This window comes from Rhodococcus sp. IEGM 1306 (assembly GCF_036541985.1).
Lineage (GTDB): Bacteria > Actinomycetota > Actinomycetes > Mycobacteriales > Mycobacteriaceae > Rhodococcus_F > Rhodococcus_F qingshengii.
The window spans coordinates 512797-536607 of record NZ_JAZHFF010000002.1 but is presented as its reverse complement, the minus strand read 5'-3'; the positions used below and the strand labels follow the sequence as shown (position 1 = coordinate 536607).

General features: G+C 64.1%; 8 protein-coding genes. 5 read left to right on the top strand and 3 right to left on the bottom strand.

Going from position 1 to position 23811, the window contains the following annotated elements; translation table 11 throughout:
* The first annotated feature begins 64 nt into the window (after window positions 1-64).
* The gene (gene acnA / locus V3587_RS09240) at window positions 65-2866 is read left to right on the top strand and encodes an aconitate hydratase AcnA (RefSeq protein WP_007727883.1); all 2802 of its coding nucleotides are present in this window, start codon (window positions 65-67) and stop codon (window positions 2864-2866) included.
* A gap of 180 nt (window positions 2867-3046) precedes the next feature.
* A complete protein-coding gene (locus V3587_RS09235; protein WP_003944970.1) occupies window positions 3047-3613 on the top strand; it encodes a TetR/AcrR family transcriptional regulator in 567 nt (188 codons plus the stop codon).
* 60 nt (window positions 3614-3673) lie between these two features.
* On the opposite strand, the gene V3587_RS09230 is transcribed toward V3587_RS09235, so the two are convergent.
* Window positions 3674-5305, bottom strand: a complete 1632-nt coding sequence (locus tag V3587_RS09230; protein ID WP_003944932.1) for an ABC-F family ATP-binding cassette domain-containing protein — start codon at window positions 5303-5305, stop codon at window positions 3674-3676.
* Window positions 5306-5434: 129 nt separating this feature from the next.
* On the opposite strand from V3587_RS09230, the gene V3587_RS09225 reads away from it, so the two are divergent.
* Window positions 5435-6220 carry an SDR family oxidoreductase gene (locus tag V3587_RS09225; protein ID WP_007727887.1) on the top strand — a complete coding sequence of 262 codons (786 nt, stop codon included), beginning with the start codon at window positions 5435-5437 and terminating at the stop codon, window positions 6218-6220.
* Between the two features lie 10 nt (window positions 6221-6230).
* Window positions 6231-7361: a lycopene cyclase family protein gene (locus V3587_RS09220; protein ID WP_283376412.1), complete on the top strand. Its 1131-nt coding sequence runs from the start codon at window positions 6231-6233 to the stop codon at window positions 7359-7361.
* A gap of 14 nt (window positions 7362-7375) precedes the next feature.
* On the opposite strand, the gene V3587_RS09215 is transcribed toward V3587_RS09220, so the two are convergent.
* Window positions 7376-8347, bottom strand: coding sequence for an alpha/beta hydrolase (locus tag V3587_RS09215; protein WP_283376411.1), 972 nt, complete (start codon window positions 8345-8347; stop codon window positions 7376-7378).
* Window positions 8348-8496: 149 nt separating this feature from the next.
* Between V3587_RS09215 and ku the strand changes: the two genes are divergently transcribed.
* Complete coding sequence (ku, locus tag V3587_RS09210; RefSeq protein WP_172932851.1) at window positions 8497-9336, top strand: non-homologous end joining protein Ku; 840 nt, start codon at window positions 8497-8499, stop codon at window positions 9334-9336.
* Between the two features lies 1 nt (window position 9337).
* Here ku and V3587_RS09205 read toward each other — a convergent pair whose 3' ends face one another.
* Window positions 9338-23653 (bottom strand): non-ribosomal peptide synthetase, encoded by a 14316-nt coding sequence (locus V3587_RS09205; protein ID WP_283376410.1) that lies wholly within the window; start codon window positions 23651-23653, stop codon window positions 9338-9340.
* Window positions 23654-23811: the final 158 nt, after the last annotated feature.

Genomic DNA, 23811 nt, shown 5'->3' with positions numbered 1-23811 from the left:
TACCTCGCTTCAGCTGCCGACACAGCCCCGTCGGTAGCGACCCTCATAGACGAGTGGAGCAGACGTGAGCACCAGTATCGATTCATTCGGAGCCAAGGGAACCCTCGAGGTCGGTGAGAACTCTTACGAGATCTTCCGCCTCTCGGCCGTCCCCGGCACCGAGAAATTGCCCTATTCCTTGAAGGTTCTCGCCGAGAACCTTCTCCGCACCGAAGACGGCGCCAACATCACCGCGGATCACATCCGCGCAATCGCAAGCTGGGATCCCTCAGCCGAGCCGAGCATCGAAATCCAGTTCACGCCTGCCCGCGTGATCATGCAGGACTTCACCGGCGTTCCTTGCATCGTCGACCTCGCCACCATGCGTGAGGCCGTCACCACCCTCGGCGGCGACCCGAACAAGGTCAACCCGCTCTCCCCCGCCGACATGGTCATCGACCACTCGGTCATCCTCGACGTCTTCGGCCAGGCCGACGCACTCGAGCGCAACGTCGACCTCGAATACGAGCGCAACGGCGAGCGTTACCAGTTCCTCCGTTGGGGCCAGGGCGCATTCGACGACTTCAAGGTCGTCCCCCCGGGAATGGGCATCGTTCACCAGGTCAACATCGAGTACCTGGCACCCACCGTCATGTCGCGTAACGGACAGGCATACCCCGACACCTGTGTCGGCACCGACTCGCACACCACGATGGTCAACGGCCTCGGCGTGCTCGGCTGGGGCGTCGGCGGCATCGAGGCCGAGGCAGCAATGCTCGGCCAGCCCGTCTCCATGCTGATCCCCCGCGTCGTCGGCTTCAAGCTCTCCGGTGAGATCAAGCCCGGCGTCACCGCAACCGACGTCGTGCTCACCGCCACCGAGATGCTCCGTAAGCACGGCGTCGTCGGCAAGTTCGTCGAGTTCTACGGCAACGGTGTTGCCGAGGTTCCGCTCGCGAACCGCGCGACGCTGGGCAACATGAGCCCCGAATTCGGTTCCACCGCAGCGATCTTCCCGATCGACGCCGAGACCATCGAATACCTGCGCCTCACCGGCCGCAGCGACGAGCAGCTCGCTCTCGTCGAGGCGTACGCCAAGGAACAGGGCCTGTGGCACAACCCCGACAAGGAACCCGTCTTCTCGGAGTACATCGAGCTGGATCTGGGAACCGTTGTTCCCTCGATCGCCGGCCCGAAGCGCCCGCAGGACCGAATCCTGTTGTCGGAGTCCAAGACTGCGTTCCGCAAGGACATCCACAACTACGTGGAAGAGAACCACCCGACCGAGCACACCCAGCTCGACGAGGCCGTCGAAGAGTCCTTCCCGGCTTCCGATCCCGCGGTTCTGTCGTTTGCCGACGACGGAGCGGTCGACGTTCTCTCTGCTGCCAACGGTGCAGAAGGCCGTCCGAGCAAGCCGGTCGTCGTCAAGTCCGACGCCGGTGAGTTCGTTCTCGACCACGGCGCCGTCGTCGTTGCAGGTATCACCTCCTGCACCAACACGTCCAACCCGTCGGTCATGCTCGGCGCTGCACTGCTCGCACGCAACGCCGTCGAAAAGGGCCTCGCCACCAAGCCGTGGGTCAAGACCAACATGGCTCCCGGTTCGCAGGTCGTCACCGACTACTACGAGAAGGCCGGCCTGTGGCCGTACCTCGAGAAGCTCGGTTACTACCTCGGTGGTTACGGCTGCACCACGTGCATCGGTAACACCGGACCGCTGCCCGAGGCAGTCTCGAAGGCGATCAACGACAACGACCTCTCGGTCACCGCGGTGCTCTCGGGTAACCGTAACTTCGAGGGACGTATCTCCCCCGACGTCAAGATGAACTACCTGGCTTCCCCGCCGCTCGTGATTGCCTACGGCCTCGCCGGAACCATGGACTTCGACTTCGAGACCGATTCGCTCGGTAACGACACCGACGGAAACCCCGTCTACCTCAAGGACATCTGGCCGTCCACGCAGGAAATCGAAGAGACCATCAAGTCCTCGATCGACCAGGACATGTTCCGCAAGTCGTACGCAACCATCTTTGCGGGCGACAGCCGCTGGCAGAACCTCGAAACCCCGAAGGGTGACACCTTCGAGTGGGACGAGAACTCCACCTACGTGCGGAAGCCACCTTACTTCGACGGCATGACGATGGATCCGGCTCCGGTCAAGGACATCAAGGGCGCTCGCGTCCTCGCACTGCTCGGCGACTCGGTCACCACCGACCACATCAGCCCGGCAGGTCCGATCAAGGTCGGCACCCCCGCTGCGCAGTACCTCGACTCCCATGGCGTCGAGCGTGCGGATTACAACTCGCTCGGCTCGCGTCGCGGTAACCACGAGGTCATGATTCGCGGAACGTTCGCGAACATCCGTCTGCGCAACCAGCTCCTCGACGACGTCTCGGGTGGTTACACCCGCGACTTCACGCAGGAAGGCGCACCGCAGGCATTCATCTACGACGCGTCGCAGAACTACCAGGCAGCCGGCATCCCGCTGGTCGTCCTGGGCGGCAAGGAGTACGGCTCCGGATCCTCGCGTGACTGGGCAGCCAAGGGCACGAGCCTGCTCGGCGTCAAGGCCGTCATCACCGAGTCGTTCGAGCGCATCCACCGCTCCAACCTGATCGGCATGGGCGTTGTCCCGCTGCAGTTCCCGGTCGGCGAGTCCGCAGGTTCGCTCAAGCTCGACGGCACCGAGACCTTCGACATCGAAGGTGTCGAGAAGCTCAACGAGGGCGTCACCCCGAAGACCATGAAGGTCACGGCGACGCGCGAGAACGGCGAGAAGGTCGTGTTCGACGCAGTCGTACGCATCGATACCCCCGGCGAAGCGGATTACTACCGCAACGGCGGCATCCTGCAGTACGTGCTTCGCAACATGATCCGCGGCTAGTAGGCACTACGTGCCTGTGAGCACTTTCGGCCCCTGACGGGTCACAAAGCGCTCACGACCACTTTCGCCGGAAGGCGAACCAGGTTTCATCGGTGGTCGTGAGCGCTTTGTGCACTGAGTCGACATTCAGCGCCTACGGCCGAAAGTGTTCACAGGCAACCCGACAAAGGAGGGATGCCCGTGCCCAAGGTCAGTGAAGACCATCTCGCGGCACGGCGCAGTCAGATCCTTGACGGCGCCCGCCGCTGCTTTGCGGAATACGGCTACGACGGCGCCACAGTTCGCCGTCTCGAAGAAGTCACCGGTTTGTCCCGCGGAGCGATCTTCCATCACTTCAAGGACAAGGACGGCCTGTTCCTCGCTCTCGCAAGCGAGGATGCGAGCCGGATGGCAGATGTCGTCGCCGAAGAGGGCCTCGTCCAGGTCATGCGGGACATGCTCGCGCAGCCCGACCAATTCGATTGGCTGGGAACGCGACTGGAGATAGCGCGTCGACTGCGCAACGACGCCGATTTCCGCGAGAAGTGGTCACAGCGCTCCGTAGAACTGACGGAAGCGACCAGTGCGCGTCTCGCCAGACAGAAATCGGCAGGCAGACTCCGTGACGACGTCCCCACCGAAATTCTGATCGGATACCTGGATCTGGTGATGGACGGCCTGGTCGCGAGAATCGCCTCCGGCCACGGCGTCGACAACCTGTCAGCGGTTCTCGATCTGGTCGAGGAATCGGTGCGGCGGAGAGATTGAGGGGCTTCGCCCCTGTGCGCCTTTTTGGTAGTTCCCACTACCAAAAAGGCGCACAGGGGGTTAGGCGAGCTGGATCAGCTCGAGGTACTCCTGCGACCAGTGGTCCTCGTTGCCGTCGGGCAGGAGGATGACCCGCTCGGGGTTGAGTGCCTCGGCAGCACCCGGATCGTGGGTGACCAGGACGACGGCACCGGTGTAGCTGCGGAGCGCGTCGAGCACCTGCTCGCGTGAGATCGGGTCCAGGTTGTTGGTGGGCTCGTCGAGAAGCAGAACGTTGGCAGCGGACGACACCAGACCGGCCAGAGCCAGACGCGTCTTTTCACCACCCGAGAGCGTTCCGGCCGGCTGTTCGAGCTGCGGGCCGGTGAACATGAAGGCACCGAGCAGCGAACGCAGTTCCTGCTCCCCTGTGTCCGGCGCGGCGTGTCGGATGTTCTCCCACACGGACGCGTCGTCGTCGAGGGTGTCGTGCTCCTGAGCGAAGTAGCCGACCTTGAGTCCGTGACCGGCGATCAGCTCACCAGCGTCCGCTTTCTCCGCGCCCGCGAGGATGCGGAGCAGTGTGGTCTTACCTGCACCGTTGAGTCCGAGGATCACCACACGAGACCCACGATCGATCGCGAGATCGACACCGGTGAAGATCTCGAGCGAGCCGTACACCTTGGTGAGGTTCTTGCCCATCAGAGGAGTCTTGCCACAAGCGGCGGGTTCGGGGAAACGAATCCGCGCAACCTTGTCCGAGACACGTTCGGCATCGAGGTTCGCCATCAATTTGTCGGCTCGCTTGGCCATGTTCTGAGCCGCGACGGCCTTGGTTGCCTTTGCGCCCATCTTGGCGGCCTGAATCCGCAGCGCACCGGCCTTCTTCTCGGCATTGGCGCGCTCGCGGCGACGACGCTGCTCGTCCGTGGCACGAGCGTCGAGGTACTTCTTCCAGTTCATGTTGTAGACGTCGGCCTCACCGCGGACGGCATCGAGGAACCACACGCGGTTGACGACGTCGTTGAGCAGGTCGACGTCGTGGCTGATGACCACCAGTCCACCCTCGTGGTTCTGGAGGAAGCCACGCAGCCAGGTGATGGAGTCGGCGTCGAGGTGGTTGGTGGGCTCGTCGAGCAGCAGAGTCGTGTCCGAGCGGGCACCGCTGCCGTCGGAGGCGGCGAAGAGGATGCGCGCCAATTCGACGCGACGACGCTGACCGCCGGACAGCGTGCTGAGCGGCTGCCCGAGAATGCGGTCTTCGAGACCGAGGCTGCTGGTGATGCGTGCGGCTTCACTCTCGGCTTCGTATCCGCCGAGGGCCGAGAACCGATCCTCGAGCTGACCGTACTTCTTGACCGCGCGGTCCTGCGATTCCTGATCGAGCACCTCGCCCATCAGAATCTGCTGCTTCTCCATCTCGCGGAGCATCGTGTCGAGGCCACGTGCGGAGAGAACCCGGTCCTTGGCGAGGACGCTCAGGTCGCCCTCTTTGGGGTCCTGCGGGAGGTATCCGAGTTCACCGGTACGTACGACGCTTCCCGCATATGCCTCACCTTCGCCGGCGAGGATGCGCAGTGTGGTCGTCTTTCCGGCTCCGTTACGTCCGACGAGTCCGATCCGGTCGCCCGGCTGGATGCGCAACGAAGGCCCGGGAGCCGTGAGAAGGGTGCGGACACCGGCACGAACTTCGAGGTCAGTGGCGGTAATCAAGCAAACTCCTCAGGAAAAACGACGAATACGGGTAAACAATGCCTGACTACAGACACAAGAACTATCGATTTTACCGTGACCTGACGGTCGTTCCGACCAGCAGCGTGTGAGTCCGCTAACGTTCGGGACATGACTAGCGAAAACAGCACTCGTCCTCGCGACCTCGAAGGCCGTGCCGCCATCGTCACCGGCGCAAGTCGCGGAATCGGCAAAGCTGTCGCCGCCGAACTCCTCGCTCGCGGTGCCGACGTCTTGATCACAGCCCGCAAGCCGGAGCCTCTCGAGGCCGCCGCATCCGAGCTGTCCGCTCTGGGGCACGGCGGAAAGGTCGTCGCATTCGCGGGCAACGCAGCCGATGCCGAAGCCCGCTCCGGTGCCGTCGACCGCGCCGTGTCCGAATTCGGTTCACTCGACATTCTGGTCAACAACACCGGAATCAACCCCGTCTTCGGTTCGCTCATGGAAGCGGACCTCGACGCCGTGCGCAAGATCTTCGACGTGAATGTGGTTGCCGCCCTCGGTTACGTCCAGCAAGCACATCGGGCATGGATGGGCGAACACGGTGGAGCCGTCGTGAACCTGGCAAGTGTGGCCGGGATCCGGTCGACGGGCGTCATCGCGGCGTACGGCGCGTCGAAGGCTGCGCTCATCCGCCTGACGGAAGAACTGGCCTGGCAACTGGGACCGAGGATTCGTGTCAACGCCGTAGCTCCCGGGATCGTCAAGACGCAGTTCGCGGCAGCCCTGGTCGCTGCCGGCGAGGACAAGGCGTCGGCGGGCTACCCGATGAAGCGGCTCGGCACCCCCGAGGACGTTGCCGGCTTGGTCGGCTTCCTCGTCTCCGACGCGGCGGCGTGGATCACGGGCGAAACGGTCCGGGTCGACGGCGGTCTGCTCGCAACGGGATCGATGTAGTGCGCCGGTCGTGAGCACAGACAACTCCACCGCCGACGTGGTGATCGTCGGTGGCGGCCCGGCCGGGCGGGCACTCGCCACCCGCTGTATCGCCCGGCAACTCACCGTCGTCGTTGTCGATCCGCATCCCCATCGGGTGTGGACGCCGACCTATTCGGCGTGGGCTGACGAGCTGCCGTCGTGGCTGCCGGTCGATGTGATCGCAAGCCGGATCGAACGCCCGAGCGTGTGGACCCGCAGACAGAAAACGCTTGATCGCACATATTGCGTATTGAATACATCATTACTGCAATTATTTCTCTCAGGCACATCCGTACAGTTCAGAGCCTTGCGCGCTCAAACACTGTCACCTACCGCCGTCCTGTGCGTGGACGGATCGCAGCTGACAGGTTCCGTCGTCATCGACGCCCGGGGTACCGAACTGACGGTGACAACCGCCCAGCAGACCGCCTTCGGAGTGATCGTCGACCACGCTCTGGCCGATCCGATTCTGGGTGGTGGCGAAGCCTGGTTCATGGACTGGAGAACAGACAACGGCGCCTCCGACGCCGACACTCCGTCGTTTCTCTATGCGGTCCCACTCGACGACGAGCGAGTCCTCCTCGAGGAGACCTGCCTCGTCGGCCGGCCGGCGTTGGGGCTCCGCGAACTCGAAGCGCGTCTGCGCACCCGACTTCACAATCGGGGCTGCGAAGTCCCCGACGACGCACCGGTCGAGCGAGTCCGTTTTGCAGTCGAAGGCCCGAAGAAGTCGTTCCCCGACGGTGTCCTCCGGTTCGGCGGGCGAGGCGGTCTGATGCATCCGGGAACCGGATACAGCGTTGCCTCGTCACTCGCCGAGGCAGACGCTGTCGCCAAAGCAATCGCCGACGGTGGAGATCCCAACGCGGCGCTCTGGCCGCGGTCGGCCAAGGCGGTGTCTGCCCTTCGCCGCGTTGGCCTGAACGCACTTCTCACCCTCGGCTCGAGAGAGGTCGCGACATTCTTCGACACGTTCTTCGATCTACCGGTCGAGGCTCAGCGGTCCTACCTGTCCGATCGGCGGGACGCGTCCGCGACGGCGAAGGTGATGGCAACCCTGTTCCGATCGTCACCGTGGCACGTCCGAAAGACGTTGATGCGCGCGCCGTTTCTGAGGTGAGCACTCCGGACCGACTACTGCGCTCCTATCGAGCCGGCGATCATCGGCCAGGAATTGTGTAGGTCGTCCTGCCAGTAGCCCCACGAGTGGGTTCCGGTCGGCTTGAAGTCGAAGGTCGCGGGGATGCCCAGTGCGTTCAGTCGGTCCGCCAAGCCGTGCGTGCACCCGTTGACCGCGGATTCGATGATGCCGCCGACGACGATCTGATTAAGGAGGGCTCCGGGATTTCCGTTCACATCGGGTGCCTGAAGGTTGTCGTGCGGACCTGGCAGCCCGGATCCGGTGGAAACGTACAGTACGGTCCCCCGCAACTTCTCCGCGTTCACAACCGGATCGTTCTCGCGCCATCCCGGACCGTCGAACGGTCCCCACATGTTTGTCGGATCAGCGCCACCCCGCGCGCCGACCACCAACCGCACATAGTCCTGACCCGGCTGGGTGGAAGTCTCCGCGCACCCGCTGTAGGCCCCGACACTCCGATAAAGCCCTGGTGCCGAGATCGCGAGATTGAGTACCGACGTCGCCGTCATCGAAATCGCCGCGATGGAGTTGACCCCGTTGGTACCGAACTGCGCATCGATGACGGGCGGCAGTTCGCGAGTGAGGAACGTCTGCCACTTGTTGCGCCCGAGTACGGGATCGTCTTTTTGCCAGTCGGTGTAGTAGCTGAACGCTCCTTCCAGCGGCGTCACGACGTTGACGTTCTTGTCGGCGAAGAAGTCCAGGACATCGGTCCGTCCTTCCCACGTTGCACTGTCCTCGCCACCACCGGCGCCGTTGAGCAGATACAACGTAGGCCGTGGGGCGCTCGTGTCGGCGGGGAGGACCACCTCGAGTGGAATGTCGCGGCCCATCGCATCGGAGTGGACGCTGATGGTTACGGTGCGTGCCGGATCTGCGTTCGCGGGCCAAGGCGCAAACAGCAGTGGAACCAGTGAAATCGCCAGCGCCGCGGTGACGCGTCGACGGTAGGTTCGGATTCTCATCGGAGCGTCTCCCCAGGTGTGCGAGTCGGGTTCTCGAAGCGGATACCCGCTCGATACGCCCCGAACCGACCCATCCACACGCAACGGTTCGGGATCAACCGTGATCGTTTGCCTCGCGCAAACGGCCGGCGGCGACCATCATGGGAGGCATGCGCTCGATTTGGAAAGGCTCGATAGCCTTCGGTCTGGTCAACGTCCCGGTCAAGGTGTACTCGGCGACCGAGGACCACGACATCCGATTTCACCAGGTCCATGCAAAAGACGGTGGCCGCATCAAGTACAACCGTGTGTGTTCCGAGTGCGGAAACACGGTTCAGTTCGCGGACATCGACAAGGCGTACGACTCGGAAGACGGATCGCGCGTCATCTTGAGCGACGAGGACTTCAACAAACTCCCGGCTGCGGAGAAGCACGAGATTCCGGTGCTGGAATTCGTGCCGAACGATCAGATCGATCCGATCTTGTTCGAGAAGAGTTACTTCCTCGAGCCCGATTCGGCGTCGCCGAAGGCGTACGTCCTGCTTTCGACTGTGCTCACCGAGAGTGATCGAACGGCACTGGTGCATTTCACGCTGCGACAGAAGACGCGCCTGGCCGCGATGCGCGCTCGCGATGGTGTTCTGGTGATCCAGACCTTGCTGTGGCCCGACGAAGTTCGTGCAGCAGAGTTCCCTTCCCTCGACGACGTGGAGAAGCCGAAGGCGAAGGAACTGAAGATGGCGCAGACGCTCGTCGAGAGCATGGCGGGCGATTTCGATCCGACCGAGTTCACCGACGACTATCAGCTCCAACTGAGGCAGTTGCTCGACGAGATGATCGAGAACGGCGGCAAGAAGGTCATCCCGGCCGCCGAGGTCGACCAAGAGGGCACCGACGCAGAGGTGGTGGACCTGGTTGCCGCACTGCAGCGCAGTGTGGACGAAGCGAAGTCGAACGCCTCCAAGGCCGGCTCGTCGAAGTCGACCACACCGAGGAAGAAACGAGCCTGAGTCAGCCGCGCACGTCTTGGATCTCGATCAGAGCGTCCAACTCTGCGTCGACGTCCGGAGCCGCGTGACGACCCGTTCCGACCGCAAGGTTGATCACGGGTCCGATCGCCTCCAGACCTGCCTCGGTGAACATTTCGGCGTGTGACGTGGGCACCGGACGGTCGATGATCACCCCGGAGACGAACGGTCGCCACGCCGACGCGGTTCGCAGCGGGTCGAAGGTGTCGGCGTGTGCCGAGAAGAACAGCAGATCGCCCACGAACTTGCCCGGGCGGTATCGGTGAGCCAGTTCGGCGCCGGCGGAGTATTCCTCGAACAGTCGCTCGATCCGATCGCTCGAGACCAAGGGGTGATCGCCGATGGCTTCGCGCAAGAGCGCTTCGGCGTCCTCGGGTGTCAGATCACGCTCGCCGGTGTCCGGGACCGAGATCCCCAACCCGCCGATCAGTTCGGCGAGAGAAGGCTGCGCGCCCGCCATCGTCGGGTCTTCGAGAACGAAGCTGTCGAGCAGAATCAGGTCGGCGACGCTCTCACCCGCGGCTTGCAACTGCACCGCCGCCGCGTGAGCGATCAATCCGCCGATCGACCACCCCAGCAGGTGATACGGACCGTGCGGCTGAACTCCGCGAATTTCCTCGACGTACCGCGCCGCGAAGTCCTCGATCAGCTCCGCCCGAAATTCGGAGTCCGTCAGGACCGGCGACTGCAGGCCGTAGAGCGGCCGGCTGGAGTCGACGTAGCGATCGAGCGCTCCGTAGCACCAGGCCAATCCGATGGCCGGATGGATGCAGAACAGTGGCTCGGCGCGGCCTTCCCGACGTAGTGGCAGGACTACCGCAAGTGCGGAGGTATCCGCGTCACTTGTCACAACTGTTGCCTCGAGTTCGAAGAGTCTGCGCGCCAATGCCTCCGGAGTCGGGTCGGAGAATATCCACGCGACGGGGACGGTCATGCTGGTGCGTTCTTTGATGGCAGCGACCAAACGCGTTGCCATGAGTGAGTTGCCGCCGAGTTCGAAGAAACTCGAATCGGCGTACGTGTCTACGTCGGCCAGATCGAGTACCTCTGCGAAAGCAGCGCAGATCGCGATCTCGTCGCTGCCTTCCGGACTGCGTCCACTCGGCGACTCCCAGTTGGGAGCAGGCAGAGCGCTGCGATCGAGCTTGCCCGCCGGTGTGGTCGGGACTGCGCCGATCACGACAACAGCGGACGGGATCATGTGCGCAGGCAGCGATATACCTGCGTGACGGCGTAGCGCGGCGGCGTCGAAGTCCGCATGTGCCGGGACGACGTACGCGACGATCCGAGCGTCGACGCCCTCCCCGACGACGACGCTGACAGCCGAATGCACGGACGCTTCCGCTGCCAGCACCGCGTCGATTTCTCCGAGTTCGATTCGGAACCCTCGGATCTTGACCTGGTGGTCTGCGCGTCCGAGGTAGATCAGTGCCCCTGAGCGATCTTCGCGCACAAGATCCCCGGTGCGGTACATCCGAGCGCCTTCGGGTCCATGCGGGTCGGCGACGAAGCGCGCGGCTGTGAGTGCGGGGTTGCCGAGGTACCCGCGGGCGAGACCGTCGCCGCTGACGTAGAGCTCACCGACGACCTGGCCGGGAACCGAGTGCAGTCGGGAATCGAGAATCATCGCGTCCACGCCGCGGATCGGGCCGCCGATCGTCACGGGCTCCCCCGCGACCAGCGAATCACTGATGGTGACTGCGACGGTGGCCTCGGTCGGGCCGTACGCGTTGAACATTCGGCGCCCCGGTGCCCACCGAGATACGAGGTCGGCGGAACAGGCGTCGCCGCCGACGACGACGGCTTCGAGATGGTCGAGCCCGGCGGGATCGGCAGTCGCCAAGGCGGCTGGAGTCACGAAAGCATGGGTGATCGTCTGCTCGTCGAGCAGTTCGTGCAATTCGACACCGCCGAGAACTGTCGGCGGCGCTATCACCATCGTTGCGCCGGCGCCGAAAGCCAGAAGGAGCTCGAGAACCGACGCGTCGAAGCTCGTCGAGGCGAAGCTCAGAGCGCGAGAGTGCGCGGTGACGCCGAAACGCTCCCGCTGTTCGTCGGCAAACGCTGCCAGTCCCGCGTGAGTGACCAACACGCCCTTGGGTTTTCCTGTCGAGCCCGAGGTGTAGATCAAGTAGGCCGGGTTGTCGAACTCGAGTGGCGCGTCCGGCAGTGTCTCGGAATGGACTGCCTCGATTTCGGTGGTGAATTCGATCGCATCCAACTCGATCCACGATGTGACGCCCGGAAGGTCGGCCGCATACTCGCCCCTGGTGATACCGAGTACCGCTCCACTGTCGGTGAGCATGTGCTCGATCCGCTCGGCGGGGTACGCCGGATCCACGGGAAGAAACACTCCGCCGACTTTCGCTACGGCCCAGAGCGCGATCACATAGTCGGCCGACCTCGGAAGCGCCAGTGCCACAATCATTTCCGGCGCTATTCCGCGAGCGATCAACGCAAACGCCATAGCGTCGGAGCGTCGGTCGAGTTCGCCGTACGTGAGCGTGACGGATGTGGCGACGTCGACGATTGCCGGGGCGTGCGGATCGGCAGCGCCGCGAAGCAGCAACTCCGGCAGGGTCAAAGCATCGCCGGCCGGACGTCCGGGCAACGCACGCAGGCGACGTCCCGCAAGATCCACGTCACCGACGACGGCGGAGGGCTGGGCAGTCAGTGTCTCGACGATCGTTTCCAGCATCACTGCAAACGACTCCGCCGTATCGGTGTCGAAGAGATCCTTCGCGTAGGTGAGGGAGGCCTCGTAGCCGCCGCCTTCCTCCGCGGTCTGTTCGACAACGGTGAACTGCAGGTCGTACTTGGCGATGTCCGGTGTGATCTCGTGGGCACGAACGGCAAGTCCAGGCAGGTCCCACGTCGTCGGGTGGGCGCCGTGGAACGAGATCATCGTCTGGAACACCGGATGACGGTCGGTGGTCCGGGTCGGCGCCACCACGTCCACGACCTGCTCGAACGGAATGTCCGCGTGGGCGAAGGCGTCGAGATCGACGGAGCGGACAGTACGCAGAACGTCGACGAACGTCGACCCGGGGTCGACCGTCGTGCGCAGTCCGACCGTGCCCACGAACATTCCCACGAGGTCGTCGAGAACGCGGTGTCCTCGCCCGGCGACCGGAGATCCGATCACGATGTCGGTGCTTCGACTCAGCCTGGACAGCAGGACGGCATAGGCAGCGTGCAGCACCATGAACGGCGTCGCCGCATTGGCTCCGGCAACCGCCTCGACCGCGATCCGGGTGTGCGCCGGAAGCGAGACCGCCGTGTGGGCACCGCTTAACGACTGGGTGCGCGGGCGCGCTCGATCGCTCGGAAGGTCGATCAATTCAGGTGCTCCCCGCAACGTCTCCCGCCAGTACGACGCCTGTGCCCCGAGCACGCTCTCGGATTCGTTCACCGAGCCCAGCGCTTCCCGTTGCCAGATGGCGAAGTCCGCGTAGTGCACTTCGAGCGGGGTGAACTCGGGAGCGTGTCCCGAACTTCTCGCGACGTAGGCGGTGAGCACGTCCTTCATCAACGGCGCGATCGACCATCCGTCCGCCGCGATGTGGTGGATCACGATGACAAGTGTGTGGTGCTGCGGCGTCGATTCGAGCAGGAGCGCGCGAACGGGAGCTTGGGTCGTGATGTCGAATCCACGCGACGCGAATTCTCTGGCGAGCTCTGCCGGTTCACGAGTGTCCGCATTTCCGTACTCGAGCGAGGTGAATGCATCCTGGATCACCTGGTGCGGGCCGGAGTCGGAGTCGGGGAACACCGTGCGCAGGATTTCGTGTCTTTCGATCACGTCGAGGACAGCAGCTTCGAGGGCCGGGACGTCGAGTGCACCGTCGAGGGAGATCGCAGCAGGGACGTTGTACGCGGGTGAGCCGGGATCCATCTGGTTGAGGAACCACATGCGTGCTTGCGCGTAGGACAGCGGAATTCGCTCGGGGCGGTCTACGGCGGTGATCGGTGGTAGCGCCTTCGCCCCGGCGGATGTGTCGAGCGCGGTGGCAAGTTCCCGAATTTCGGGGTGCTCGAACAGCATTCGGACAGGTACCTGCCTGCCCAACGACTCGCCGAGTCGCTGGACAAGTCTGGTGGCGAGCAGTGAGTTGCCACCGAGTTCGAAGAAACTGTCCGACGCACCGATCTGTTCGATACCCAGCAGTTCCGCCACGACGCCGGCAACCTGGAGTTCGGTCGCGGTCGTCAGCGGCTCGACACTTCGCTCGGACGAACGCAGTGTCGGCGCCGGCAGCGCCGATCGGTCAAGTTTCCCGACGGGGGTCAGCGGTACGTGATCGATCGGGGTGATCGCCGACGGCACCATGAAGGCGGGCAGTGAGCGGCGCGCATGGTTCAGCAACTCGTCCATCTCGACCGCATCGGCACCGAGCACTACGTACGACGCCAACATCGTCTCACCGGAAGCTGCGTCGACGCCCACGGTGACCGCGAACTCGACGCCGGGGTAAGTGCTGAGGACGGAGTCGATCTCGCCCAGTTCGATGCGGAATCCGCGCACTTTCACCTGGTGATCGGAGCGTCCGACGTATTCGATCGTCTCGAGCGGCGTCCACCGAACCAAGTCACCGGTCCGGTACATGCGGGTGCCGGCCGGGCCGAACGGCGCTGCCACGAATCGCGTCGCCGTCAAGGCGGGTTTGTCGAGGTAGCCGCGGGCAAGTCCCAGGCCGGCGATGTAGAGCTCACCGGTGACCCCGACGGGTACCGGCTGAGCCGAGCCGTCGAGAATTACCGCGGACACGCCGCGGACGGGCCCGCCGATGGTCACGGTCTCCCCCACGCTCAAGGCATCACTGATGCAGACCATGACGGTGGTTTCCGTCGGCCCGTAGCCGTTGAACAATCGGCGACCCGGTGCCCACTTACGGACCAGTTCGGGTGGGCATGCCTCGCCACCGACAACGATCGACTGCAAGACGTCCAGCCCGGTGGGATCGACCGAGGTCAGCGCTGCCGGTGTGATGAACGCGTGGGTCACCTGGTGATCGGTGACCAATTCGGCGAGGTCCTGGCCGCCGTAGACGTCGGGAGAGGCGATCACCATCGTCGCGCCTTCACCGACTGCGAGCAGCAGTTCGAGGATGGATGCGTCGAAGCTCGGTGAGGAGAAGTGCAGCGTCCGCGACTGCGCCGAGATGCCGTAACGCGCCGTCTGCTCGGCCGCCAACGCGCTCAGGCCACGATGAGTGATGCTGACGCCCTTGGGCTTTCCCGTCGATCCGGAGGTGTAGATGATGTAGGCGAGGTTGTCGATTCGGATCGGCGCGGCCGGAACCGGCTGCCCGACACCGTCGCCGTGGATGTCGTCCATTGTCATCCACGGAACCGGGCGGGGCAGTGATTCGATCACCGCTTCCGTCGTCACTCCGCGAGTGGCTCCGGAGTCGGTGAGCATGTGCAGAATGCGATCGGCGGGGTATCGCGGATCGACCGGAACAAACGCGGCGCCGGTCAAGGAAACGCCCCACAAGGCGACGATCGAGTCGATCGAGCGCGGAATCGCGATCGCCACAATGTCTTCGGCACCGATCCCTTCCGTGGTCAGACGGCGGGCAAGCGCCGATGCACGGGCGAAGAGATCTCGGTAGAGCACGGTGGTGTCACCGGATCGAAGGGCCACCGAATCGCCTGAACGGGTGGCGGTCCGCGTCAATATTTCGGCCAAGGTGCGCGAACTGGTCCACGCCGGACCTCGTACCGGCATCAGCGACGCCCGCTCGAGGGTGCTGAGGAAATCTAGGTCGTCGATCGCGGCGTCCGGATCTGCGGCGACGGCGCGGGCCACCGACTGCACACGCGCGGCGATCGTTTCCGCGGTGGCAATGTCGAAGAGCGCCTCGGCAAACCTGAGCGACCCGGTGATCTCCGCCTTCTCGGAATCGCCTGCCAGCAGGGTGAACTCGAGGTCGAACTTCGCGACGGACGGTTCGAGTGCTTGCGCTTCGAGATGCGCGTCGTGGACCGTGACCTGCGGCGAGACCACATTCTGGTGGTACGACAGCATGACCTGAAACAGGGGGTGTCGCGTAGTGGACCGGTCGAGATCGAGGGCGTCGACCAGCACCTCGAAGGGCAGCTCGGGGTGCGCGAAGGCGGCAAGGTCGCGTTCACGGACGACCTCGAGCAGGGAGGTGAACGACGCTCGGTGATCGACCGGCGTCCGAAGCGGTACCGAATTGACGAACATCCCGATCAGGGAATCCAGCTCGGGTCGCCCGCGGCCTGCCACCGGGGTGCCGACCACCACGTCGTCGGTTGCACCGAGACGCGCGAGAACAACCGCCAGGATCGCGTGTACGACCATGAACTGCGTCGAGCCACTGCGCCTCGCCAAGGCGGCGAGACGCTCCCCGGTCGCCGCGTCGATCACGATCGGCACCGATCCGACGGCGGTCGTGGAGACAGATCCGCGTGGGCGATCGACCGGTAGCAGTACCTCGTCCGGGGCACCAGCCATGGCAGTGGTCCAGAAGGTCAGTTCGCGGGCAGCCAGAGACTCCTGGTCGCCGACCTGTCCGAGCGAGTCTTGCTGCCACACCGCGTAGTCGGCGTACTGCACGTCGAGCGGTGTGAAAACCGGGGCGTCTCCGACGACGCGTGCGGAGTACGCCGCGACGAAATCTGCCGCAAAGGGAGTCAGGGACCAGCCGTCGAAGGCGATGTGATGGATGACGACGACCAGTACGTGAGCGCCGGCGTCCTCGCGCACCAGCATGGCCCGAATCGGCAGATCCGAACCGAGATCGAACCCACGCGCCGCGAACTCCGTCGTCGCCACGTCGACACCTTCGGATCCGCAGTAGCGCTCGACGGAGAACTGCACGTCGGAGAGCGCTCGGATGACCTGGCTCGGGCCGTCGGCGCTGTCGACGTAGATCGTTCGAAGCACCTCATGGCGTGCAATGACGTCCGTAAGCGCCTCCTCGAGTGCATCGCCGTGGATGTCTCCGGTGATGCGGATCGCGAACGGAATGTTGTAGACCGCGGACTGGGGGTCGAAGCGATTGACGAACCACAGGCGCTGTTGCGCGGCGGAGAGCGGTAGGCGGTCCGGCCGAGCACCGGCGCTCAGGGCAGGTCGATCGTCTGATGCTTCGGCGCTCGCCGCCAGACGTGCAGCGAGCGCTTCGACGGTCGGTGCTTCGAAGATCGAGCGCACGTCCACGGTGAGTCCCGTCGCTGCGCTCAACCGCGCGGACACCTGCGTCGCGACGAGCGAGTTGCCCCCGAGATCGAAGAAGCTGTCTCCAGCTCGGACCTCGGGTACGTCGAGCAGTGAAGCAAAAACGTCGGCAACGGTTCGTTCGAGTCCGGCCTCGGGTTCACGGCCCGTTCCGAGGATTTCGCGCGGTATCGGCGTCGGCAACGCTCTGCGATCGAGTTTGCCGACCGGAGTCAACGGAATGGCGTCGATCGGGGTGATCGACGACGGAATCATGTAGCGCGGCAGCGTGTCGGCGAGTCCCACGAACAGCGACTCGATATCAGCGTCGCCGCTCAGCAACACGTACGACGCCAGAGTGGTACCCGCGGCGGATTCGACGGGAATCGTCGTGGCGAACTGGACGAGGGGGGAATCCATCAGAGCAGCGTCGATCTCGCCGAGTTCGATGCGGAACCCGCGGATCTTGAGCTGATGATCGCTGCGGCCCACGTAGCGAAGGGTCAGGTCCTTGGTCCAGCGGACCAGGTCACCGGTTCTGTACATCCGGGCACCGGGCGTCGAGTACGGATGCGCGACAAACCGATCCGACGTCAGCGCGGGACGAAGGTGGTAACCACGTGCAAGGCCCGGCCCACCGATGTACAGCTCGCCGACGCCGCCGATCGGGACCGGTTGCAGCCGAGAGTCGAGCACCACGGCGTCGATTCCGCGGATGGGACCGCCGATGGTGATCGGCTCCCCCGGTGAGAGTGGGTCACTGATGGCAACCATGACAGTGGTTTCGGTCGGACCGTATCCGTTGTGCAGTCTGCGCCCGTTGCCCCAGCTCGAGACCAATTCCGGCGTGCACACGTCGCCGCCGACGACTACGCATTCCAGTGCCGTCACGCCCGCCGGATCGACGGTCGCCAGCGCAGCCGGAGTGATGAAGGCATGAGTGACCTCGTGGCTTCGGAGGAACTCGCTCAACGCCTCCCCTCCGTAGATGTCGGGAGGGGCGATCACCATCGTCGCGCCGGTCGAACCGGCGAGCAGTAGCTCGAGTACGGCGCCGTCGAAGCTCGGTGACGCAAAATGCAGAGTTCGCGACCCGGCGGTGATCCGGTACCGATCCTGTTGTTCGCGAGCAAGATTGGCCAAACCCGCGTGAGTGACGACGGTGCCCTTCGGCACTCCGGTCGAGCCGGACGTGTAGATGACGTACGCAGCCGACGCCGCAGTGATCGACGCTGTTCTGTCAGCGTCGTCGATGGCAGCGTCGGAGTAGGCGGCACATTCTGCAACCGTGTCCGCGTCGCCGAGGTCGATCCAGACTGCGACGTTCCCACCGACTGCCGGACCAGCCGCAACCTCGGCGGACCGAATTCCGATCCGCACACCCGAATCCTCGAGCATGTGCGCAACTCGATCTGCGGGATAACGGGGATCGACCGGGACGAAAACGCCACCGGCTTTGGTGACCGACCAGACTGCGAGCACGGAGTCGACCGATCGGGCGACGGCCAGTGCGACCGGTGTCTCGGGGCCGACTCCCAGGTCCATGAGGTATCGAGCGATCCGATTCGATCGACGCTCCAGCTCCCCGTACGAGAGTGAGTGCTCGGAGTCTTCGAGGGCGATCGCGTCGGGATACGTCCTCGCGGTGTCCCCGAGGATCTGCGCCAGCGTCGATTCGCCCACCGAAGCCACACCGCGTCGCGGCAACGTCGCGGCACTCTCCCGCGATCCGAGTACACGAAGGTCACCAACCGATGCAGTCGGTTCCGACACTGCCGATTCCACGAGGGTTACGAAGTTTCGCGCCAAGGCTTCGACGGTCGCGTTGTCGAACAGGTCGGTGGAATAGGTGAACGTGGCATCGATTCCTGCTGCGGCCCCGGACTCGTGACGTTCGGTAACGGTGAGCTCGAGGTCGAACTTGGTCAGCCCCGTCTCGACTGCCCGCGCCGTCATCGACACCCCGGCCAGTTCGGCTGTGTGAGCGGTGGTTATCCGCGAGGTGATGGCAGCTTGAAAGACCGGATGGTGCGCAGGCGAGCGGTCCAGTTCGAGCGCGTCCACGACGACGTCGAAAGGCACGTCCGCATTGTCGAAGGCATCCACGTCGACGGCCCTGACCTGCGACAGGTGTGCGGCGAACGTTGCGTCCCGATCGACGACGGTCCGCAAGGCCAGAGTGTTGACGAACATGCCGACGAGCAGATCGAGAGATCTGTCCCCTCGTCCGGCCACCGGTGTTCCGATGACGATGTCGTCCGTGCCGCTGTACCTGGCCAGAAGCAGGGCGAAGCACGCGTGCAGGGCGATGAACGGCGTGGCGTCGTGATCGGCGGCAAGTACAACGAGCTTCTGATGCGTGGAAGCGCCGATTCTGATGTCGACTCCGGCTCCGCGCATGGTCGGGTCGAGTGCGCGCGGACGGTCCGTCGGCAGGTGGAGCTGCTCGGGCGCTCCCGCCAGCTGCTGCTTCCAGAACGCGATCTGTGAGTGGGCAAGTGAATCGGTGGATGACGCGTCGCCGAGGTGTTCTCGGTGCCAGAGCGTGTAGTCGGCGTACTGCACCGGAAGGGGTGCCCACTGCGGGCTGTTGCCGCCGACGCGGGCGGCGTAGGCGCCGGTGAGATCAGCAGCCAACGGCGCGAGCGACCAACCGTCGGCCACCATGTGGTGCAGAACCACTACGAGGACAGCTTCCTCGTCATCGCCTTCCTTCTCGGCGGCGACAGTGATCAGCAGGTAGCGCACCGGACGTTCGCGGACCAGATCGAAACCGGCCGAAGAGAATTCGAAGATCACTCTCTCGAGGCTTCCGCGTTCCACGTCGATCGACTCGAGCCCTGCGATCCCCTCGCCCAGGCCCAGAACCTTCTGCGTCGCGTTGTCCCCGATCTGAGGAAACACGGTGCGTAGTGACTCGTGACGTGTCACGACGTCCACGATCGCGGCACTGAGTGCGTCGGGATCGACGGCGCCGCGCAACGACACCGCCAGTGGAATGTTGTACGCACCTGATTCCGGTGCCACGCGGTTCAGGAACCACAGTCGCTGCTGCGCGGGAGCGAGAGGCAGTACAGGCGGCCGGGCCACGACCTGAATACCGTCGGCGTCCGGGGTCTGTGCCGCACGCTCGATCGTCGCCGCGATCCCAGACACCGTGGGATGGTCGAAGAGTGCACGCAGCGGCATTTTAACCCCGGTGGCTTCGGTCAAGCGCGCTACCGCCGTCGTCGCTACCAGCGAGTTTCCGCCCAGATGGAAGAAATTATCGTCGAGTCCGAGCGGTCCACTACTCAGGATGTCAGCCAGAACCGCCGCAACCTTGCCCTCGGTCGGGGTCGTCGGGGGTCGGAAGACCTTGGTGGAGGCCAGGATAGGCGAAGGCAGCGCACGCCGGTCCAGTTTTCCGTTGGTGGTCAACGGAATCGAATCGAGGACCATGAAGGCATCGGGAACCATGTAGGTCGGGAGGGCTTCGGCGGCGTGAGCTCGGAGGGCTTCGGCGTCCACGACGTCGGAAGTGGTCACATAGGTCACGAGAGCGCCGCCCGCCGGCGTCGGAGCCACAACCGTCACGGCATCGTCGATTCCCGGCGCGCTGAGGATGACGGAGTCGATTTCGCCGAGTTCGATCCGGAATCCGCGGATCTTGACCTGCGCGTCGCCGCGTCCGAGGTACTCGAGGTGTCCGGGCGCAATCCATCGTGCGCGGTCGCCGGACCGGTACAACCGTCGTCCGCCGGCATTGAAAGGATCGGCAACGAACCGGCCCGCGGTGAGGTCTGGACGGCCCAGATAGCCACGGGCGAGTTGACCGCCCGCGACATAGATCTCCCCCGCGATCCCCACCGGGACCGGGGAGAGATGCTCGTCGAGCAGGTACACACGAAGTCCGTCGATCGCGTCACCGATCCGGCTGCCGGTAACCGCACTCGCGCTCGCCCGGTCGAGTTCGAGATGGGTGACGTGCACCGTCGTCTCGGTGATGCCGTACATGTTGACGAGTGCGGGCCCGGATTCCGTGTGATTGTCGTAGCCCTGGTGATTGTCGTACCAGCGCCCGAGGCGACGAAGATCCAAGGCTTCGCCACCGAAGATCACGTACCGGAGCCGGGTCTCCGAATCGGCTCGAAGGTCGGCTTCGATGTACTGGTAGAAGGCCGAGGGCGTCTGATTGAGCACGGTGACGCCTTCTGCGGCGACCAGCGCCCGGAAGGCGTCAGGGTCGCGTGATACCTCGTGATCGACCAGGACCAGCGTTCCGCCGTGGAGCAGCGCGCCCCACAGTTCCCACACCGAGAAGTCGAAGGCGAACGAGTGGAACATCGTCCACACGTCGTTGCCGTCGAATCCGAATTCGACGTGCGTGTTCTCGAACAATCGCACCACGGTGGCGTGGGTGACGGAGACACCTTTGGGTCGTCCCGTCGACCCCGAGGTGTAGATCACGTACGCCAGATTGTCGGCTCCGTGTCCGCGCGGGCGCTCATCGGTTTCCAGACTCTCACCGGAGTACTCGTCGGACTCGACCCCGACGACCACCACGTCAGAGTTCGGGAAGGCGGAGTTCGGGAAAGTGGAGTTCGGGAAAGTGGAGTTCGGGAAAGTGGAATCGGAGATGACGCACACCGGTTGCGCATCCTCGACCACATACGCCAAACGCTCGGCGGGGTGCGCACCATCGAGTGGGAGGTATCCGCCGCCGGCCTTCACTACCGCGACAGCGGCAACGATCATGTCCACGGATTTCGGCAGCATGATTCCGACCAACGACTCGGATCGCACGCCATGATCGACGAGCTTGCGCGCCAACTGATTCGATCGTCGATCGAGTTCGCGGTACGACACGCGCTCGCTACCTGCGACAACGGCGATCGCTTCCGGGGTCGCCCGAATGCGGTCGGAAAGGATCTCGGAGAGCGTTCGGACCGGGGTAATCGGCAGAACGGGCGGCACCAGCGCCTGGCGCGCGTCCGGGCGCAGTAGATCCACTGAGCCGAGCGCCGAGTGCGGAGCACCGACCATCGCGGTCAAGATTCGTAGATAACGGTCGGCGAGGTCCTCGGCTTGCTCCTTCGTGCCGAGCCAATCCAGAACACCGGAGATCGGCTGATCGAAATCGGCATGCTCACCAGTCGGAATCGCCAGGGAGACAAACAGTTCCGGCACGGTGGCCAGATCCGATCCGATAGGCGCACCGACCATGAGCCCCGGAAATCTCGGGTGAGCATCCAGCGGCTCCTCGAAGCAGACCATCGCCCGGAACAACGGGCCCGTCTCGACCCAGCGGCCGTCACCGAGTGCGGCGGTCACCGAAGACAGAAGAATGTCTGCGTGTTCGAGAGCTTCGATTGCGACGGTGTCCACCGCACCGACCAGGTCGGTGAGCGTCATGGTGTTCGACACCGTCGAGCGAAGCACCAACTGGTTGGCGAACATCGAGACGAAATCGTCCGGATTGGAGGCGCCGTACCCTCGGACCGAGACGCCGATCGACACCTCGTCGGCCGAACCGACGCGGCGCAGCAGTCCGGCCATCGCAGACTGGAACAGCACGAACAGACTCGTGTTCATCGTCGTCGCCATCGTCTCGAGGCTCCGGCAGAGGCCTGCCTCGATCTCGAGGGGCGTGGACGTTCGACCGGATCCGGCGACGACCGGCAAACCCAGTTCCTCGGCGGGGTTCGACAAGGTCGCAGACCAGTACTCGACGTTGCGGGCGTGTTGGACTTCGGCGATCCATTTCCCCGCGGCGTCGGGGTCGATGTCCATCAATCGAGTTCCCGATTCTGCGGCGCAGAATAATTCGAGGAATTCGAGGAAACGCCGGTGGTGGCGCGAGATGTCCTCGTTGGTGTACAGGTCTGGGTTCGCGGCGAAGTCGATCTGGATCTCTTCGGCTGCGGAAGTCTGATAGACGTTGACGGAGAGGTCTTCGATCGGCCCGGTCGAGATCACGTTCAGTTCGCCGTGCGCGTCCCCGAAAGTGATTCCGGAATGGAACAGCATGAGGTTGATCAACGGCCCGTGGAAGCCTCGTCCGTCGGCGATGCTGTGATCACCGGCGTTGAGGTCGCGTCGTAGGTCCTCGTGGCGGTACTTCTGATGACGCAGTGCGCCGGTGAGTTCGATCTTCACCTCGTGCAGCAGGTCCCCGACCGCGAAATGCGGATCGACGCTCGCACGTATCGGGACTACGTTCGACATCATTCCGCCGGACCTGCGAGCAGCTTTTGTCGTCCGCCCCGAGACCGGCAGGCTGAGGACCACGTCGCGGGTCCCGGTGGCCCGGGCGAGGTAAGCCGCCAGAGCACCGATCACCACTGACGACGTCGTCACGTCGTGGGCGGCGGCCAGCCGTTCGAGGGAGCTCCGCAGTTCCGTAGGTACCGTGGCCGACCGTAGGCGCGACCATGCCTGCGACGGAGCAGTCGAGGACGCGAGCGAGGTTCCGCCCGGTTTGTCGGCCATCTTGGTGTTCCAGTAGTCGCGATCGCGTTCCCACCGGGTTGAGCCCAGATAGTCGGCCTCTGCCTTCACCAACGATTGGAGGGGGGCAGTTACCGCTGGGGGAACTGGTAGATCGCGCACCGCGGCGGTGTAGATCTCGGCTGTGCGGTTCATCATCGACATCGCGCCGAAACCGTCGAGCGCTACGTGATGAATACGGCTGTACCAGTAGTAATGGTCGTCGCGAAGCACCAGGACTGCCAGCCTGACCAGGCGATCGGTGAACGGATCGATGGCAGCAGTGTGCTCTCTGCGCATCCATTCCTGCGCTGCAGATTCCGGATCCGATTCGGCGCGAAGATCGACCACGTCGAGGGAGTCGTCCATGTCGAGATCGAGCCACTGACGCGCAACCCCGTCCACCTCGACCAGGCGAAGATATCCGGAGCCGATCTCACGACCGGTCTGTTTGCTGGCAGCGGTCAGCAGCTCGATGTCGAGTGGGCCGTCCACGTCCACGTACTGAGCGATGCTGACGGGAATCTCGGGTCGAAGCTGTTGTGCGACAAGCAGGGAAAGTTGCGCGGCAGAAAGAGGGAAGGTGAGTTCGTCGTCCGGACGAGCTGCGGAAACGATTCCTCGATCGGGACTGCCATCCACACGAATCTCCCTCTTACAACTTGATCATGATGCAAACAGGTTTATGCGTCCGCTGGACGCTTCGAACTGATCGGGGCACTTCGAAAATGAGACGAATACTTTGGAAAGCTCGGGTGGAAACTGGCAAATCGCCCGCCGGAGATCACATCGTGACAATC

Bases quoted from the DNA above. Each gene is read 5' to 3' on its own strand.
- ku (WP_172932851.1), top strand. From the start codon at position 8,497: ATGCGCTCGATTTGGAAAGGCTCGATAGCCTTCGGTCTGGTCAACGTC.
- V3587_RS09225 (WP_007727887.1), top strand. From the start codon at position 5,435: ATGACTAGCGAAAACAGCACTCGTCCTCGCGACCTCGAAGGCCGTGCC.
- V3587_RS09215 (WP_283376411.1), bottom strand. From the start codon at position 8,347: ATGAGAATCCGAACCTACCGTCGACGCGTCACCGCGGCGCTGGCGATT.